Annotated in this window: 16 protein-coding genes; 5 read left to right on the forward strand and 11 right to left on the reverse strand. The window is 31.6% G+C overall.

The window, feature by feature from the left end:
- Window positions 1–3: 3 nt before the first annotated feature.
- On the reverse strand, window positions 4–2,301 hold the full coding sequence (clpA, locus tag ACJAX4_RS02345) for an ATP-dependent Clp protease ATP-binding subunit ClpA (protein ID WP_435787846.1): 2,298 nt from the start codon (window positions 2,299–2,301) through the stop codon (window positions 4–6).
- Window positions 2,302–2,303: 2 nt separating this feature from the next.
- The gene (locus tag ACJAX4_RS02350) at window positions 2,304–2,621 is read right to left on the reverse strand and encodes an ATP-dependent Clp protease adaptor ClpS (RefSeq protein ID WP_435787847.1); all 318 of its coding nucleotides are present in this window, start codon (window positions 2,619–2,621) and stop codon (window positions 2,304–2,306) included.
- A 230-nt stretch (window positions 2,622–2,851) separates the two neighbouring features.
- On the opposite strand from ACJAX4_RS02350, the gene ACJAX4_RS02355 reads away from it, so the two are divergent.
- From ACJAX4_RS02355 to ACJAX4_RS02365, 3 genes are all read left to right on the forward strand, one after another.
- Complete coding sequence (locus ACJAX4_RS02355; RefSeq protein WP_435787848.1) at window positions 2,852–3,640, forward strand: CsxC family protein; 789 nt, start codon at window positions 2,852–2,854, stop codon at window positions 3,638–3,640.
- An 84-nt stretch (window positions 3,641–3,724) separates the two neighbouring features.
- Window positions 3,725–4,492 (forward strand): CsxC family protein, encoded by a 768-nt coding sequence (locus tag ACJAX4_RS02360; RefSeq protein ID WP_435787849.1) that lies wholly within the window; start codon window positions 3,725–3,727, stop codon window positions 4,490–4,492.
- Window positions 4,493–4,609: 117 nt separating this feature from the next.
- The gene (locus ACJAX4_RS02365; RefSeq protein ID WP_435787850.1) at window positions 4,610–5,344 is read left to right on the forward strand and encodes a hypothetical protein; all 735 of its coding nucleotides are present in this window, start codon (window positions 4,610–4,612) and stop codon (window positions 5,342–5,344) included.
- Window positions 5,345–5,418: 74 nt separating this feature from the next.
- On the opposite strand, the gene ACJAX4_RS02370 is transcribed toward ACJAX4_RS02365, so the two are convergent.
- From ACJAX4_RS02370 to ACJAX4_RS02400, 7 genes are all read right to left on the reverse strand, one after another.
- Window positions 5,419–6,180: a YdcF family protein gene (locus ACJAX4_RS02370; RefSeq protein ID WP_435787851.1), complete on the reverse strand. Its 762-nt coding sequence runs from the start codon at window positions 6,178–6,180 to the stop codon at window positions 5,419–5,421.
- Window positions 6,170–6,907, reverse strand: a complete 738-nt coding sequence (locus ACJAX4_RS02375; protein WP_435787852.1) for a glycerophosphodiester phosphodiesterase — start codon at window positions 6,905–6,907, stop codon at window positions 6,170–6,172. The genes ACJAX4_RS02370 and ACJAX4_RS02375 overlap by 11 nt, the downstream gene beginning before the upstream one ends.
- Window positions 6,908–6,984: 77 nt before the next feature.
- A complete protein-coding gene (locus ACJAX4_RS02380; RefSeq protein ID WP_435787853.1) occupies window positions 6,985–7,881 on the reverse strand; it encodes a DMT family transporter in 897 nt (298 codons plus the stop codon).
- Between the two features lie 143 nt (window positions 7,882–8,024).
- Window positions 8,025–10,304, reverse strand: coding sequence for a glycoside hydrolase family 65 protein (locus ACJAX4_RS02385; RefSeq protein ID WP_435787854.1), 2,280 nt, complete (start codon window positions 10,302–10,304; stop codon window positions 8,025–8,027).
- Window positions 10,305–10,348: 44 nt separating this feature from the next.
- On the reverse strand, window positions 10,349–11,194 hold the full coding sequence (locus tag ACJAX4_RS02390; RefSeq protein ID WP_435787855.1) for a carbohydrate ABC transporter permease: 846 nt from the start codon (window positions 11,192–11,194) through the stop codon (window positions 10,349–10,351).
- Window positions 11,194–12,072, reverse strand: coding sequence for a carbohydrate ABC transporter permease (locus ACJAX4_RS02395; protein ID WP_435787856.1), 879 nt, complete (start codon window positions 12,070–12,072; stop codon window positions 11,194–11,196). Before ACJAX4_RS02395 ends, ACJAX4_RS02390 begins: the two co-directional genes overlap by 1 nt.
- A 75-nt stretch (window positions 12,073–12,147) precedes the next feature.
- Window positions 12,148–13,425, reverse strand: coding sequence for an ABC transporter substrate-binding protein (locus ACJAX4_RS02400; protein WP_435787857.1), 1,278 nt, complete (start codon window positions 13,423–13,425; stop codon window positions 12,148–12,150).
- Window positions 13,426–13,611: 186 nt separating this feature from the next.
- Between ACJAX4_RS02400 and ACJAX4_RS02405 the strand changes: the two genes are divergently transcribed.
- Window positions 13,612–14,361: a helix-turn-helix domain-containing protein gene (locus ACJAX4_RS02405; RefSeq protein WP_435787858.1), complete on the forward strand. Its 750-nt coding sequence runs from the start codon at window positions 13,612–13,614 to the stop codon at window positions 14,359–14,361.
- A 73-nt stretch (window positions 14,362–14,434) separates the two neighbouring features.
- Here the strand turns inward: ACJAX4_RS02405 and proB are convergent, their stop codons facing one another.
- Window positions 14,435–15,238 carry a glutamate 5-kinase gene (proB, locus tag ACJAX4_RS02410; RefSeq protein ID WP_435787859.1) on the reverse strand — a complete coding sequence of 268 codons (804 nt, stop codon included), beginning with the start codon at window positions 15,236–15,238 and terminating at the stop codon, window positions 14,435–14,437.
- A 282-nt stretch (window positions 15,239–15,520) separates the two neighbouring features.
- Here proB and ACJAX4_RS02415 point away from each other — a divergent pair, with 282 nt between their 5' ends.
- On the forward strand, window positions 15,521–15,934 hold the full coding sequence (locus ACJAX4_RS02415; protein WP_435787860.1) for a hypothetical protein: 414 nt from the start codon (window positions 15,521–15,523) through the stop codon (window positions 15,932–15,934).
- Window positions 15,935–16,240: 306 nt separating this feature from the next.
- Here ACJAX4_RS02415 and ACJAX4_RS02420 read toward each other — a convergent pair whose 3' ends face one another.
- Window positions 16,241–16,393: a hypothetical protein gene (locus tag ACJAX4_RS02420; protein ID WP_435787861.1), complete on the reverse strand. Its 153-nt coding sequence runs from the start codon at window positions 16,391–16,393 to the stop codon at window positions 16,241–16,243.
- Window positions 16,394–16,542: the final 149 nt, after the last annotated feature.

Here is a 16,542-nt window from a genome sequence, read left to right on the forward strand (position 1 = left end):
TTATTATTTACCTTTAACAATTTTAAGTTTATCATCAACAATGTCAACTGTTGCGCTGCCACCTTCAGAAAGATCTCCAAATAGTACTTCATCTACAAAATAAGTTTTTATTTCCTTTTGAACTACTCTATTTATTTCTCTGGCACCGTAAGCCTCAGAAAATCCCTTTTTACTCAACCATTTATATAAATTTTCTGTAACCACTAATCTTATATTTTTAGTTAGAAGTTTTTCTTCAAATTCTTTCATTGCCTTCTTAGCTATTTTAAGAGCCATAGCTTCATCAATTTTATTAAATACAATTATGTTATCTAATCTATTCCTAAATTCCGGAGAAAATACTCTTTCTACTTCTTTGGTTATCGCTCCTTCAGACCCTAGTCTGTCTCCAAAGCCAATTACATGTTTACTAGCCTCTCTCGCTCCTGCATTAGATGTCATTATTAAAATCACATTTCTGAAATCTGCCTTTTTACCAGTATTATCTGTAAGTGTTGCATAGTCCATAACCTGTAAAAGCACATTTAATATGTCAGGGTGTGCTTTTTCAATTTCATCCAAAAGTAACACAGATTGAGGATTTTTTTTCATTGCCTCAACTAATAGTCCGCCTTCTTCATAACCCACATATCCTGGTGGTGAACCAATAAGTCTAGCCACAGTATGCTTTTCTTGGTATTCACTCATATCAAATCTAATAAGTGGAATAGCGAGGCTCTTTGATAATTGCTTGCTTATTTCTGTCTTCCCTACTCCTGTAGGACCTACAAAAAGGAGCGATGCTACTGGCTTTTCTTCTTCATTAAAACCTGCCCTAGACCTCTTTATAGCTCTTACTAGCGTGTCTATGGCAGTACTTTGGCCAAAAACTTGTTTATTTAAATTGCTGTCTAGATTTTTTAGTGTTAACGTTTCATTAGTTGATACACTTTGCTCTGGAATTTTTGCAATAGAAGCTACTACTTTTTCTACTGCACCTACTGTAATTACAATATTTTCTTCACTTTCCTCAGAATAAAGTCTAGCATAAGCACCTGCTTCATCCATAACATCTATAGCTTTATCTGGAAGATACCTATCGTTAATATACTTGCTAGATAATTCTACTGCTGTTCTTAGTGCTTCTTTTTCGTAGGTAACCTTATGGTAGGATTCATATCTATCCTTAAGTCCCATAAGAATATCAAAAGCATCTTCAGTAGAAGGCTCCGGCACTTCAATTTTTTGAAATCTTCTAGCTAATGCACTATCTTTTTCAAAATGTTTTTTATATTCATCATAAGTAGTTGAGCCAATAAATCTTACTTTACCATCCGCAAGAAAAGGTTTTAGTATATTAGAAGCATCCAAAGATCCTCCTGAAACTGCTCCTGCGCCAACTATTGTATGGATTTCATCAATATAAACTATAGGTTTTTCAACTTTACTAATTTCTGTAAGTACTTTTTTAATGCGCTCTTCAAAATCGCCTCTATACTTTGTACCAGCAAGGAGAGCTCCCATATCCAAATAGTATATCTTACTTCCCTTAAGTAAATTTGGCACTTTATCTTCAACAATTAATTGAGCGAGACCCTCAGTGATGGCAGTCTTGCCTACCCCTGGTTCCCCCACATGTACTGGATTGTTTTTAAGCCTCCTACATAATATCTGTAAGGTTCTCAGAAGAATATCATGTCTTCCAATAAGAGGGTCCATTTCTCCTCTTCTGGCTTTTTCTGTTAGCTCCACCGTGAAATTATTTAAAAAGTTTCCTTCACTCTTTGGATTACTTTTCTCTTCATCAAAATCGTATTCTATTTCTTCTTTATTTTCTTCAAAGTCAATTGCCTCTTCTACATCATTAATGATGGTACCATCAAAGTCAAAAGTATCTACTACAGATATTCCATGAGCTATATAATTAAGAAGATCTCTCCTCTTCATTTGCTGTTTGCGTAGAAAATATGAAGCAAAACTTTCTTCATCATCATACATAGCTACAATCACATCACCTATCCTAACCATTTCTTTTCCCGAAAGCATAACATGATCTGCTGCTGTTGATAATATTGTTTGAATCCCAATTGATTGTATTGGCTCTGTATCTTCTACAACCTCTATATTTTCCTTTAAAAATTTAACTATCTGTTTTTTAAGTCTTTTAATATTTCCACCACTATTTTCTACTATATCAATACCCTCTTCAAAAAATAAAGAAGCGTATAAAATATGTTCTGGAGTGAAATATTCATGTTTGGACATTTGTGCTTCATTATAAGCCGCTGTAATAATCTCATTTACTATATTATCTAATTGCATAATTACTCCTCTTCTAAGGTTAATTTTAATGGGAAACCACTTTCTTCACACATTTCTATAGCTTGGGCAATTTTTGTTACACCCATGTCGTAGCTATATATTCCTGCAGTGCCGCTACCTTTTTTATGGACATCAAACATGATTTTTGTAGCCTGCACAACCTGTTTTTTAAAAACTCCAACTAAAACCTGAACGACAAATTCCATACTTGTATAATCATCATTATGAATGATGACTCTGTAAATTCCAGGTTTCTTTATCTTTATTTCAATTTTTTCTTTAACACTAACTCCATCATCAATTTTATTTTGTTCCGACATAATTAACAACTCCAGTATAAATATTAATTTAATGCTATACCTTACTACTAAACTATTATATCCTACTTGTTTATATATTACTTCATTTCCCTATACTTTTTCAACTGTTTTATACTTTTATCTTTCATATATAAGATTTTAAATATAATAGCACTAAAAGTAACCTTTCTTTTATTTCCCTCATATCATGCTAGTAGGCCTTAATCCCCTTAAAAAAAGGAGGAATTCCGTTGGAAGAGAATCAAACTATTCACCCAAGCGTTAATTGTGGTGATATTAGTTCAAAAACATTACCTTTAAGTAGTGGAGTTAACATTATACCAGTTGGTATTAATGGACCACTAGTTGTTAAAATTCCTGTCGTACTTGCAGAAACAGAAATTCAAATAAATGTTGAAGCCGAACTTAAATTAAAAGAATTATTTTATGAAATTAAAAGAATAAAAAAAAATGTATATTTGACCCAGTGTACTTTGCTTCCAAGGTCAGGCAGAATTGTAGATGGCGTTCTTGTAACTGGAAAGTTATTTATAAGTGGATATGTAAGGAAAAATATAGAATACGCTACTGCTGACTGTGTAGGGGATAAAGGTATAAGTGGTAGAATATATCATACAACAATAGATACCAAATTTACAGCTGTAACAGAAGTTCAATATGCAATACCTCCAATAGTTAATGCTCATGGAGTTCAAACTGAAATAGATTTGTTAAGTGGTTCCACATGTCATGATCGTAAAGATATTTCTATGGGAAAATCCTTATGTGAGCTATCTTTTGAAGAGAATACTATATTCACTGAAAATCCGTACTGCGAATTAGAATCAGTAAGGATTTTCGAAGCAGACCTAAATAGAGATTCTATAAAGCATCCTACTAAACTTTATAATAAAATAGTTGAGAAAATGGTTATATATGTAACAATAAAAATTTTACAACTACAACAAGTAAACATTCCAATGGCAGATGCTTCAGCAAAGGAATGTTACTTAGCTGAGTTGTGCAATTTTGACGTGTAAATATTACATTTAACAGTAACAATTTATTACTTCCATCATAATATGTAGTAGGTCTTAGGACCTTTATAAAAAGGAGGAATTTTCTTGGAAAAAAATCAAACTGCCCCACCTTGCAATTACTGTGGTGAAGTTATTAGCTCACAAACTTTACCCTTAAGTGATGGAGTTTTTATTATGCCTACTGGTATAAACGCCCCTCTTGTAGCTAAAATTCCTGTAGTGTTAGCTGAAAGAGAGATTCAAATAGATGTTGAAGCTGAGCTTAGATTAAAAGAACCATTCTATGAAATCAAAAGAATAAAGAAAAATGTATATTTAACTCAGTGTACTTTACTTCCTAGGTCTGGAGTAATTGTAGATGGCGTTCCTGTAACTGGAAAATTATTTATAAGTGGATATGTTAGAAAAAATATTGAATATGCTACTGCTGACTGTGTAGGGGATAAAGTTGTAAGTGGTAGAATAGCTCATACAACTATAGATACCAAATTTACAGCTGTAACAGAAGTTACCTACGTTGTTCCACCAGTAGTTAATTTCCGTGGAGTCCAAACTGAAGTAGATTTATTAAGTACCTCACATGAAGACTGTAAAGATATTCATATGGGAAAATCGTCATGCGAACTATCTTTTGAAGAAAGTACAATTTTTACTGAAAAACCATACTGTGAATTAGAAGAAGTAAGAATCATTGAAGCAGATCTTTTAAGATCTCCTATAAAACATCACACTAATTCTAATTCAAAGGTAAAACTTTATGATAAAATAATCGAAAAAATGGTTATATATGTTAGGATTAAAGTATTACAAGTACAACAAGTAAATATCCCAGGTCCTGCTGCTACACTATAAGAATTTAGTATAACCGTTCTTCTAACCCTAATATAAACCTTTAGAAGAACGGTTGTTTTATATATTCTAAGCCTAATTCATTACTATTTCCCAATCCCTATAATAAGGAGCTTTGCATTGAAAACTTATAATAGCTATGATAAATTAAGACTAAAAAAAATACTTGGTATTTTGAAACTCTTACAAGAAACATGTTGTACTGAAAATATTCCCGATGAAAAAAATGATAATAGTTTAATATCAAAAATCCCAATAATAATATCAGAAAAAACTTTCGGCACTCCGATTGAATCAATATTTAGACTAAAAACCCCTGCCTTAGAAATAAAAAATATGAAAAAGGACGTATATTTAACTAATAGTACACTACTCCCTATATATGAGGGGCATGATACTTATAGCCATTCTAAAGGAAAACTCTTTTTAGAGGGTTTTGTTAGAAACAAATTAGATTTTTCTATAGCAAAATCATCGAAAGACAACATAATTAATTTAGATACTGAATCGGTTATAATTTATATCCCTTTTAATTGTACTACTTTAATACAGTACAGCGCCCCCCCAGTTTTATCTAAAACAAAAATTCTAGATCCTATCCCCCTTTATATATCACCAAATTGTGCAGATATTACTAATGAATATATTAAGTGCAATATTCCACCTATAAATTGTGAACTAAAAGGATATAATATTTATGAAACATATACCCTTCTTGACAAAACACCTTTTAATGAAGACTTCCCTATAGAAATCAATTTCAATACTATCAAAGAAAATATAATAATAAATCTTTCAATAACACTTATTCAAGAACAAGATGTAGCAATAATTTATGGAGAAAATCCTAAATAAAAAAACAGGGCTTATAAGAATTATTCTTATTTCCCTGTTTTGTAATTTTTAGATGAACTTTATAAATCACATAATTATCTATCAAAAATAAAAGAATTTATTACCGCCAAATATTCCCTAACAAATAAAGTGGGAACAAGCATTGGATGAAGTGGTGATGGATATCCATAAGCCTTTAGGCCTTGCCTTTGTGCTAAAAATTTAGCTCTGAACATATGAAAATTATTTGTTACAATAGTTACTTCTATATTTTTTCTTTTCTCTATTTCCTCTAAAATCACTGTTGTGAATTTCATATTTTCTAGAGTGCTAGTGGATTTTTCTTCCTTTATTATTTGATTCTCTGCTACTCCATTTTTAATTAAAAATCTTTTCATAGCCTCAGCCTCAGTGATAGTTTCACCCGGACCTCGTCCCCCTGAAACTACTATCATTACTAAAGGATTCATTTCGATATATTCTAAACTTGCATAAAGCCTTTGGTAAAGTGCCGTTGAAGGAATTTCTTCTCTAAGTCCTGCCCCAAGTATTATTAAATAATCAGTTTTTTCACTATGCTTAGATACTGCTGCTCCAATTATCACAGCTTCTAATACTACAAATGAAGCTAGTCCCATAAAAAAACAAATTTTTATAACTGTTTTAATTTTACCTGGCCTTAACAAAGTGTATTCACCATCATTGCTTCTGTTAAATAAACCTAATGCTATTAATAATAATCCAAGTCCAAGATAAAATTCCGCAAAAGTTACTCTACCTCCAAATATTATGGTTCCTATAAAATAAATTTCACATACTATACCCAAGACTATATATATATTTCGTTTATTTTTCATAATTACTGTCCTTCATTAATTTATTAAGTTTGTCTGGATAATCAGTTATAATGCCATCAACTTTCATTTCCAAGAAAGATTTCATATACTTCTCATCATCCACAGTAAACACATTCACCTTAATTTTGTGCTTTTTAGTTTGTTTTATTACTTCTTCATTCACCGCCAAAAAATATGGATGTATAGCATTTGCTCCAACAGTTTTCGCATAGTCATATGGCTTATAAATTCCTGCCATATAGAGTACCCCTGTACTAATTTCCTTTGATATTTTATTACACTTAGCTATAGAATAGTGGTTAAAACTGGATAAAATAACTTTATTCACAATCCTATGCTTATAAATAAGTTCAATAAGTTTTTGCTCAATATTTTCATATATTACTACACCACTTTTAATTTCAAAATCAATAATAATGTTTTTATCTTGGACTAGGTAAATTAGCTCTTCTACTGTGGGAATTTTAATACCTTTAAATTCTTCACCCATCCATGACCCAGCATCTAACTTATTTAGTTCACTATAAGTATAGTCCGCTACAAGTCCCTCTCCATTTGTTGTCCTATTCACCATTTCATCATGAATAAGAACTAATACTCCATCTCTGGTCATCTGCACATCTGTTTCTATACCTGTACATCCCATTTCCAAAGCCTTCTCAAAAGAAAGTATTGTATTTTCCGGGAAATACGCACTTGCACCTCTATGAGCATAATTAATTGTCATTACACAATCCCCCTTTAAAGTATTTCATACTAAAGTATAGGTTGATTATATCATTAATATCCCATATTATATATTATTTACATAAATAATATTGCAACTCCGCCTATAGTTATAACTGCCCCTAATACTTCTTTTGCTGATACCTTCTCTTTAAATACAATTATAGAAATTGGTATAATTAAAATACGTGAAACAGAAGCAATTGTTGCCGCAACCCCAGTAGAAATATATTGCACAGCTAATAAGGATAATGATACCCCTATAAACGGTCCAAAAAATGACCCTATAGAAATGTATTTTATAGCCTTTAAATCTTTAAGTGATAGAGCTATTTTGCTCCAATTCTTTCTTAGTGTAATTATTATCGCAAAGGCAACAGTAGCAGCTATAATTCGAATTTGAGTTGCAGCAAAAGCATTATAACTTCCCATACCCAGTTTACTGAACACCATGCCTACGGCTTGTCCTATTGCTCCGATAAATGCATAAGAAATACCTTTTAAAGGATGAGATAATTCAACTTTTTTTTCATTAGATCCTTTAACTAGTATTACAAGAAAGATACCACCCATTGTTACAAACATTCCTAGTAGGTCTAAAATTGTAAGTCGCTCCCCTAGAATAATAAATCCAACCAATGCTGTTATTGGAGGAACCACAGCCATAATTAGTAAAGATATACGGGACCCTATAAGTACAAAGGCTTCAAACAAAAATAAATCGCCTAAAACAAAGCCTATAACTCCAGAAATACTTAGCCACATCCATACAGATGCTGATGCATCTAAGGGTAAAAACATTCCCCTTGTAAAAAAAGTATATATTGCAATTAGCAAAAATGCTATAATAAGTCTTATAAAATTCACAGAAAGTGAACCTACTCTTTTCCCAGCTGCTTCAAAAGCAATTGGGGTTACTGTCCAACAAATAGCTGTAACAAATGCTGCTATTTGTCCTATATTTAAGTCAATCATATATTTCCTCCTAGTATATTAGTCATTATATAAAGTGTTTAATAAATCCAATTTAAGAATATCATATTACATTTGAATAATCACTATATTTATTAACCTAAAAAATAAGCAGGGTAACCCTGCTTATTTTTACTGCTCATAAATTAATTCACTATTTCTATTTTTTCACTTTTGACAATTTCGTATAGTATATTGTTCACTTTAATTTTAATAGGGAATTCACATTGGATAGTTACATATGTTTTATCTTTTTTTACATCCACCTGAACCTGAGCACCTTTGTACAAAAAATTAAATTTAAGTTCACTCCAATGTTCAGGGAGCTTAGGTGATAAGGAAATATAGTCTTCTTTTATTCTAAGACCTGCAAATCCATACACCAATGCCATCCAGGTTCCACCCATATTAGCAGTATGAACTCCATCCTTTGTGTTCCCATGAGTATCATCCAAATCCAGTGTTGCTGTTTCTATAAAATATTCGTATGCCTTCTCTATATAACCTATTTTGGATGCCATAATACTGTAGGCAGCACAAGATAATGAAGAGTCATGAGTTGTTATTTTTTCATAATAATCATAAGAATTTTTAATAGTCTCAAAATCCGAATCATCTTCCACAAGGAAATGAGCAAGTACCGTATCTGCTTGCTTTAATACCTGATATCTGTAAATAGTCAATGGATGATAATTTAGTAATAGAGGATATTTATCTTCAGGTGTATTTTCAAAATCCCATACTGCTTTAGATAAGAACGTATCATCCTGAGCATTAATTTTAAGTTCTTGATTATATGGCAAGTACATATTTTTATAGGCGCATACAAACTGCCCTATTTCTTCTTCATTGAGACTTATTTTGTTACATAAATTCTTTAGCATTTCTGGGTCTATGTCTAATAGTTCATAATACAATTTTGATGCCCATTTTAAATTATACTTTGCCATAACATTTGTATAGTAATTATTATTTACTACAGCAGTGTATTCATCTGGTCCTGTTACAGCGTCAATTTTAAATAATCCCTTATGAAAATGCCCTATTTCAATCCATGTTCTAGCAGTTTCAAAAACAACCTCTGCCCCAAATTCTTTTATAAAATTAATATCTCCCGTTGCTAAATAATATTGTATATAAGAATAAGCTATATCAGCATTAATGTGGTATTGAGCAGTCCCAGCAGGGAAAAACGACGAACATTCCTTCCCTGCTATAGTCCTCCATGGGTAAGCTGCTCCTTTTTTATGTCCCATCTCTCTTGATCTTTGCCTTGCATTATCTAAAATTGTGTATCGATATTTTAAAATTCCTTTTGCAAGATCCGGATAGCATAGAGTGAAAAACGGAAGTATATAAATTTCAGTATCCCAAAAATAATGCCCTTCGTAGCCTTCTCCACTTAACCCCTTTGCTGGTATGTTGCTTTTATCATCCTTTCCTACTGCTTGAAGAAGTTGAAATAAATTGTATCTTAGCCCCAGCTCTAGTTTTTCATCTCCATCAATATTGATATCTGCTAAACTCCAAAATTCATTTAAATATTCCCTTTGACGCTCTAAAACTTTCTTAAAAGGTTCACAGCTAATCTTCTCTATTAAATCTATACCTTGTGACTCTACGCTTTTGTAACGCCTTGAATCTGTGTAAACATTATATTTTGTAAAGTTTATTACACTTTTCGAAGGGTCTGTTTTAAAAGTAGCTTTTACTCCACTGTCTCCGGTTACAATAGAAGCTTCATAATTTACACTTAGGCTATGCTTTGTTGTAACTGCTACAGACATCTTAGAATTTTCAGTCTCAGACACTACCTGCATAATACCATTTTGAGCCACTTTGGACTTTACTGATAAAATATTAGCGTGTCCTGCTGCAACCCGTGGATCACTCTCATCTGTAAAGTTTGATACATCACCGTTAATTTCAGATTCTATAGTAATACCTTCATTAAAATTGACCTTTTCTATTTCATAGTGAATAGCGAATAATTCTAAGTATTTAAGTGAAGCGAGTCTTGTTATTTTTATTTTAAGTTCGAATCCTCGGGGTGAAACCCACCATATGTCTCTCACATAACATCCATTCTCCATATCAAGATATCTGTGTAGACTTTTTACAGTTCCACTAAACAGAGAAAATCTTTCTCCATCAATTATTATATTAACATTTTGCACGTCTGTAACATTTACTATTTTTTCCATAATTTCTGGAAACGCATATGCTTTTTCGCCATATTGTATAGGAACTTCTTCATAAAAAGCATTTATATAGGTACCCCTAACTGTTGGGTAAGTCTTTAAATATCCCTCTTCAAAATTTCCTCTAATTCCTATATATCCATTTGAAACATTAAAGATACTTTCATTTTTCAAAAGATCTTCTATATTTAAACTATTATCACTTATAATCCATTCATTTTTCATAAAGCTACTCTCTTTCCGAGTTATCCATGATTTCTAACTCTAAGTTATTTTACTGCTCCTGCCATAACACCTTTAATAATATATTTTTGTGAAAATAAATAGAATATTATTATTGGTATAATTGTAAGAACAAGACCTGCCATTGCAAGATTCCATTGTATTGTAAATTCACCGAAGAAATAGAAGGTTGAAAGAGGAATTGTTCTAAGTCCTGGACTTCTAAGTACCAAAGATGGTAGTAGATAATCATTCCATATCCATATTACATTTAAAATAGCTACTGTGACTGTAATTGGCTTAAGGTTAGGAAATACTATCCCCCAAAATACCTGAAACTTATTGCATCCATCTATCATTGCTGCTTCTTCAAGTGATCGTGGAAAACTCTTAATAAAGCCATGATATAGAAATATTGATAAACTGGATCCAAACCCAATATACATAAAGATCAGCCCATAAAAACTATCTATCATTGTAAAATTAATAGCTTTCATTTCCCAGCCACTCATGTACTGCATTAAGGGAATCATAACAGACTGAAAAGGAACAAGCATCGTTACTACAAAAGTGTATAGTACAAAATCTGCAAGCTTTGAATTACTTCTAACTAATGCCCATGATGCCATAGATGAAAAAATTATTATTAAACTAATACTTGTAACTGTTACAAATAATGAATTTAACAATGCGCTTAAAAAATTCATTTTATCAATTGCTGTTATATAAAAAGAGAAATCTAATGATTTTGGAAGTCCCATGGTGTCAATAAATATCTGCGCTCTACTCTTAAAGGAATTCACCACCATAATATACATAGGGAATAAGGTTAATGCCGCTGTTATAAACCCTAATATAACAAATATTGTGGATGCTTTAAACTTTGCTTTCATTACATATCCACCTCTCTTTTCTTAGTAGTATAAATTTGTATAACAGTAATTATCATTATGACCAAGAAAAAGATAATGGACTTTGCCTGTGCCTGTGCATACTTGTTATAACTAAAGGCAGTAGAAAAAATATTCATAGTAACAAGTTCTGTACTTCCAAAGGGTCCACCATTTGTTAATGATAGATTAGTATCATATTGTTTAAAGGAAGTAGATAGTGTTACAAATAAACTTATTGTAAAAGCAGGAGCTATTAGCGGAAGCGTTATTTTTTTGAATTTAGTCCAGTTATTTGCCCCATCTATACTAGCTGCTTCCATAACGTCCTCTGATATACTCTCTATAGAAGCTATATATATTACCATTACATACCCTGCCATTTGCCATACCCCTACAATAACTAGTGCCCAAAAGGCCGAAGTAGGTCCATCTAGCCAATTAAAGAATATCTTTTCTGTATGTGTAACTACTCCAAACTCCTCAAAAAACTTTGTAAATACAAATTTCCATATAAAACCTAAAATAAGTCCTCCAATTAAGTTTGGTAAAAAATATACCCCCCTGAAAAAATTCTTGTGTTTGATTTTTGAAGTTACTAGTAGTGCCAGTGAAAGCCCTACAATATTCACTAGAATAATCATAACAAAAGTATATTTTGTTGTAAGGAGAAAAGATGTCATAAACTTTCCATCACCAAAAGCTGCGGTGTAATTTTCAAACCCTACAAATGTAGGTCCTTTAAAAGCAAACCCATCCCAATTTGTAAATGAATATACTAGTCCCATAACAAAGGGAATTATAACTACATTTATAAATATAAACAACGAAGGAGTAACAAACAAAGCTGTAGTAATTTTGCTTTTGAGCTTTTTATCCATTCTTAAACCTCCAATCCCATTTTTATTATTTAGACTAAAAGCCTCTTAAAGAGGCTTTTAGTCTAATTATATTTATTATTTTGCTGCATTAACCCAAACAGTGTTTATTTCATCTAATAACTGCTCTGCATTTATTCTATCTGCATAGAATTTTTCCATTGCACTTGAAGAATCCTTATCTACACCTGCTGGAAACAAATTGAATGTCCATGGGATAGTCTTTCCTTCTTCTGAATATGTTGCAATTTCCTTAGATAAAACATCTAATTTGCTAGTATCAAAGCCATCGTATGCTGGAATTACGTTGAACTTATCAGTTGCATATGATTGTCCAACTGGATCTGTAAATAACCAGTCAAGGAACGCAATTGCTCCTGCTTGTTGCTCTGCGGATGCAGCTTTATTTACTCTAAAGAAGTTCGAATTTCCTACTGATAATGACTCATTACCATTTATAGGCATTGGCATCATACCATATTCAAAATCAACTTTATATTCGTCAATTATTCCTTGCGCCCAGTTTCCTTGATGAATCATTGCAAAATACCCTTGTGCAAATCCTGCAACTTGATCGTCATAACTATCTTTAGCAAGATTTGTATATGGTTTTAGCTTTTCTAAATCTTTTGCATATTGCATAACTTCTGGAATGTCTTTTAGTTTTAAATCTCCACTTATAACTTTAGGAATAACCTCTTTGTAGTTACTCATTGTTGCAAATGGCCAGTTAAATGGGTGCATAAATTGGAAATAAGTTTCTTTTGCAAAAGCTATTGGGCTTTTAACGCCTTTAACCTTAGCAAGTTTCTTGCTTGCCTCTACTAAATCATCCGTTGTCTTAATAGTAGCTGCATCTATTCCTGCTTCACTAAACATTGTCTTATTATATATTAATCCAAAACCTTCGATTGCCATTGGTAGACCGTATAGCTTGCCATCTTTCATTGCGTCATCGGCTTGTCCTTTAGATATTTTTGCTGCTGCTTTTGCAGAGTCTAGTGGAGCCATAAAATCGAAGAATTTATCAAACTGGCTACCACTTTCACATGTAAATAGTGTAGGTGCTTTTTCTGGGCTGGATGCAAACTGTGATTGTAACGTTGTTACCAAAGCATCTCCTGTAGAACCTAAGATTTGTACTTCAACATCTTCTTGAGACTCATTGAATGTCTTTGCTGCATCTTCAATCTGTTCTTGAATTTCAACCTTATTTTGAATTACTGTGATTACTGCTTTTTCTTTTTTAGTAGCTTCTGGTGTTTTCGCATCACCGTTACTGTTGTTCGTTGCACATCCAGTCATTGTTGATAATGCTAATACAATAGCTAGAATTGTTCCAATAGATTTTTTCATGCTAATTCCCCCCATTTTTTATTTTCTTTTTTGATTTAAAATTTAATGAATACCTTTACAATAAGAAGAACTGTTACTTCTTATTGTAAAGTATATTGACATTATATACAAAAAATAGTATAATTTTTATACAATGTTCATATATTTTATACTTTATTAATGTTAATTTTTGTGAGGTGATATCTAATGGATAATATTTATAAAAAACTTGAAATAACAATGTCTAAAAATAGATATACCTCTTATATCCACCCTCCTTATGCACTTGAGTGTATGCTAGTACAAGCTATTCAACAGATGGATAACGATAAAAGTATTGAAACCTTAAAACAAATCAATTCCCTTGAACGTGCTGAGCTGTCTAAGAGACCACTTATTTCCCTTAAGTATTCTCTAATAGGCTCCTGTACATTCTTTACGCGAGCTGTAATTGAAGTAGGACTTGATACTGAGACATCCTTTATGTTAAGTGATTATTATATTAATCTTATTGATGAAACTATTACTGTAGATGAAGCTAAGGCATTAGAATACAAAATGTTATATGACTTTATTAAAGTTTTAAAAAAGTATAAAGGAACTATTTACAATTCACTCATTAACAGAGTGATAACCTATATAAATAAAAATATAGAAAACAATGTATCCCTTAAAGAACTTTCTTCTTTTGCAAACGTGCATCCCAATTACCTATGTACTGCTTTTAAAAAAGAAGTGGGTAGAACCTTGACCGAGTATATTAATGAGCATCGAATTATTGCCATTAAACAGTATATGAATCACGCAAATTCGAGTATAAGTGAAATAAGCTATATTTTTAACTTTAATCATGTAGCCTACTTTTCTCGCTTTTTTAAAAAATATACGGGCTTAACGCCAACTGACTATAGGAAACAATGTTCCAGTAACAATTCAATGGTGGAAGAAATGGAATAGTTCTAGTACCCTTAAATATAAAAAACACTATAGATATTATTAAAATTTAATAATATCTATAGTGTTTTATTCTCTAAATTGACTTTCTTTCAAATAATGTACCTATTTCTTTCCCATCTAGAATATCACTAATAATGTTAGGCTCAGACCCCTCTGCAATAATCATATCAGCATTTGCAGCTACTACAATTTTTGCTGCCTTAATTTTAGTTGCCATACCACCTGTTCCAAGATCTGATCCTACGCCGTCTGCTGAATTCACAATTTCATCAGTTATTTCTTTTACATTGTAGATAAATTTAGCATTAGGATTTGTCCTAGGATTTGAATCATATAATCCATCAATATCTGATAGTATTATAAGCAAATCTGCACCTATTACCTTGGTCACCATAGCAGATAATGTGTCATTATCTCCAACCTTTATTTCATCAGTAGCCACAGCGTCATTTTCATTTACTACTGGAATAACTCCTTGCGATAGCAATGCTTTAAATGTATTGTTCGCATTTAAATATCTTTTTTTATCCACGATATCATCTTTTGTAAGTAGAATCTGTGCTATAGTCTTGCCATACTCCGAAAAGAATTTTTCATACATATGAATTAAGGTCCCTTGACCCACAGCTGCAGCCGCTTGTTTTCCAGGAATAGTTTTTGGTTTTACCTTAAGACCTAATTTTCCCATGCCAGCTGCTATAGCTCCTGAACTTACTAGTACAACCTGAATTCCTTCATTATGAATGTCTGCTAATTGGCGTACAAGATTCTCTATATGCTTTAAATTTAATAGTCCTGTAGAGTGAGTTAATGTTGAGGTGCCAACCTTTACCACAACTTTTGTTACATCTTTTAGATATTCCTTTCTGTCAATCATATAACTACTCCTCATCTCATCATATTTATTACGTATAATTTTCATGCTTTAAGTTATTCTAATTTTACATCATATAAATATAAATTTCCATCTTTTATATTGACTAATGTGAAGTTAAAATGTTTTAGTTTAGAAAATAGAATTTTGTATCATAATAAATTTAATGATATAATTAATTTATCGTCATAAACCAAATAAAAAACATACTATTATACACACTAGTTATTCTTTAACTATGACTTAAACAATAACTAAATAAAATTGTAAAGCGAGAAGATTAAAATGAGAAATGCCAAATTAGAAAGAGTAATAACAAAAATTGATAATGAAATTGCCGCTATGAATATAGCTAAGAAATACTTATCTAATTTAGAAGAAATTAAAGATGTTCAAACTACTATGAATAACAAAAGACAATTATTAGCTGATGAACTATATGCTGATGATAAGAAATGTTATGAGGAGTGTTGTGACATTATTGAAGAAATGCTTGATAAAGAACTAGGAGAAGACGATCAATTAGATTTACTCCAAACCATAAAAGAAAGTTTTGGGAGACAAGCTCCAAATGTTAGCAAAAAAAGTAGCGGCCTTAATGCTTGGTTGAAAGAACTTTGCATCGAATACAATTGGGTTAAAAATGAAGAGATTGATTGGGATGTATTAATTCTCACTGGATTTGGTATTTACGAATAATTTTAGTTCATAGAAAAAGCTGCTTATAATAAGCAGCTTTTTCTTATTTTTCTATTTGCCTACCTCTGGAACTCTCTTTGCATCTTTGTTCTTCATTTTTTTATTATTATCGCCTTTAGGTTGAACTTGTGGTGGTGTAGGTCTACTCATTCCTTTTTTCGCCATAATTTTACCTCCTCAAATTTATTCGTAAGTTTTGTAAGAACTTGCATTTCTTAAAGGTAGTTTGTACTTGCCTAAGTTATATATTACACTTATTATCCTTTACAAATTATTTAGTTTAATACATCTTATTTTTACCTACTTTTATTTAAGGGTATTGTTAATTTCTATGACTTCTTCTTCATTTAGACTTGTTAAACCTACAATTTCTATAACGCCCATGCCTCTATGAAGCAAATCTTTTACATTTTCAACTTCCTCTTCATGCTGGCCTTTAGGTAATTTTGTTTTTTTCATAACTTTTAAATCCTCCTCTATAAATCGAATAGAAGCTAACAATTAAAATGTTTCGCCCCTTTCACAACACCCTACGTACCGTTCGGTATAAGGCGTTTCATTAGTTTACGGGTTTAACGTGGTTATAATAATCCGAAAAGAATATGTAG

The sequence above is a fragment of the Clostridium sp. genome (genome assembly GCF_051278035.1).
In the GTDB taxonomy this organism is placed as follows: Bacteria; Bacillota; Clostridia; order Clostridiales; family Clostridiaceae; genus Clostridium_AD.

Coding starts and splice junctions, on each gene's coding strand:
- clpA (WP_435787846.1), bottom strand. CDS start 2,301: ATGCAATTAGATAATATAGTAAATGAGATTATTACAGCGGCTTATAAT.
- ACJAX4_RS02350 (WP_435787847.1), bottom strand. CDS start 2,621: ATGTCGGAACAAAATAAAATTGATGATGGAGTTAGTGTTAAAGAAAAA.
- ACJAX4_RS02370 (WP_435787851.1), bottom strand. CDS start 6,180: ATGAAAAATAAACGAAATATATATATAGTCTTGGGTATAGTATGTGAA.
- ACJAX4_RS02375 (WP_435787852.1), bottom strand. CDS start 6,907: ATGACAATTAATTATGCTCATAGAGGTGCAAGTGCGTATTTCCCGGAA.
- ACJAX4_RS02380 (WP_435787853.1), bottom strand. CDS start 7,881: ATGATTGACTTAAATATAGGACAAATAGCAGCATTTGTTACAGCTATT.
- ACJAX4_RS02385 (WP_435787854.1), bottom strand. CDS start 10,304: ATGAAAAATGAATGGATTATAAGTGATAATAGTTTAAATATAGAAGAT.
- ACJAX4_RS02390 (WP_435787855.1), bottom strand. CDS start 11,194: ATGAAAGCAAAGTTTAAAGCATCCACAATATTTGTTATATTAGGGTTT.
- ACJAX4_RS02395 (WP_435787856.1), bottom strand. CDS start 12,072: ATGGATAAAAAGCTCAAAAGCAAAATTACTACAGCTTTGTTTGTTACT.
- ACJAX4_RS02400 (WP_435787857.1), bottom strand. CDS start 13,425: ATGAAAAAATCTATTGGAACAATTCTAGCTATTGTATTAGCATTATCA.
- ACJAX4_RS02405 (WP_435787858.1), top strand. CDS start 13,612: ATGGATAATATTTATAAAAAACTTGAAATAACAATGTCTAAAAATAGA.
- proB (WP_435787859.1), bottom strand. CDS start 15,238: ATGATTGACAGAAAGGAATATCTAAAAGATGTAACAAAAGTTGTGGTA.
- ACJAX4_RS02415 (WP_435787860.1), top strand. CDS start 15,521: ATGAGAAATGCCAAATTAGAAAGAGTAATAACAAAAATTGATAATGAA.
- ACJAX4_RS02420 (WP_435787861.1), bottom strand. CDS start 16,393: ATGAAAAAAACAAAATTACCTAAAGGCCAGCATGAAGAGGAAGTTGAA.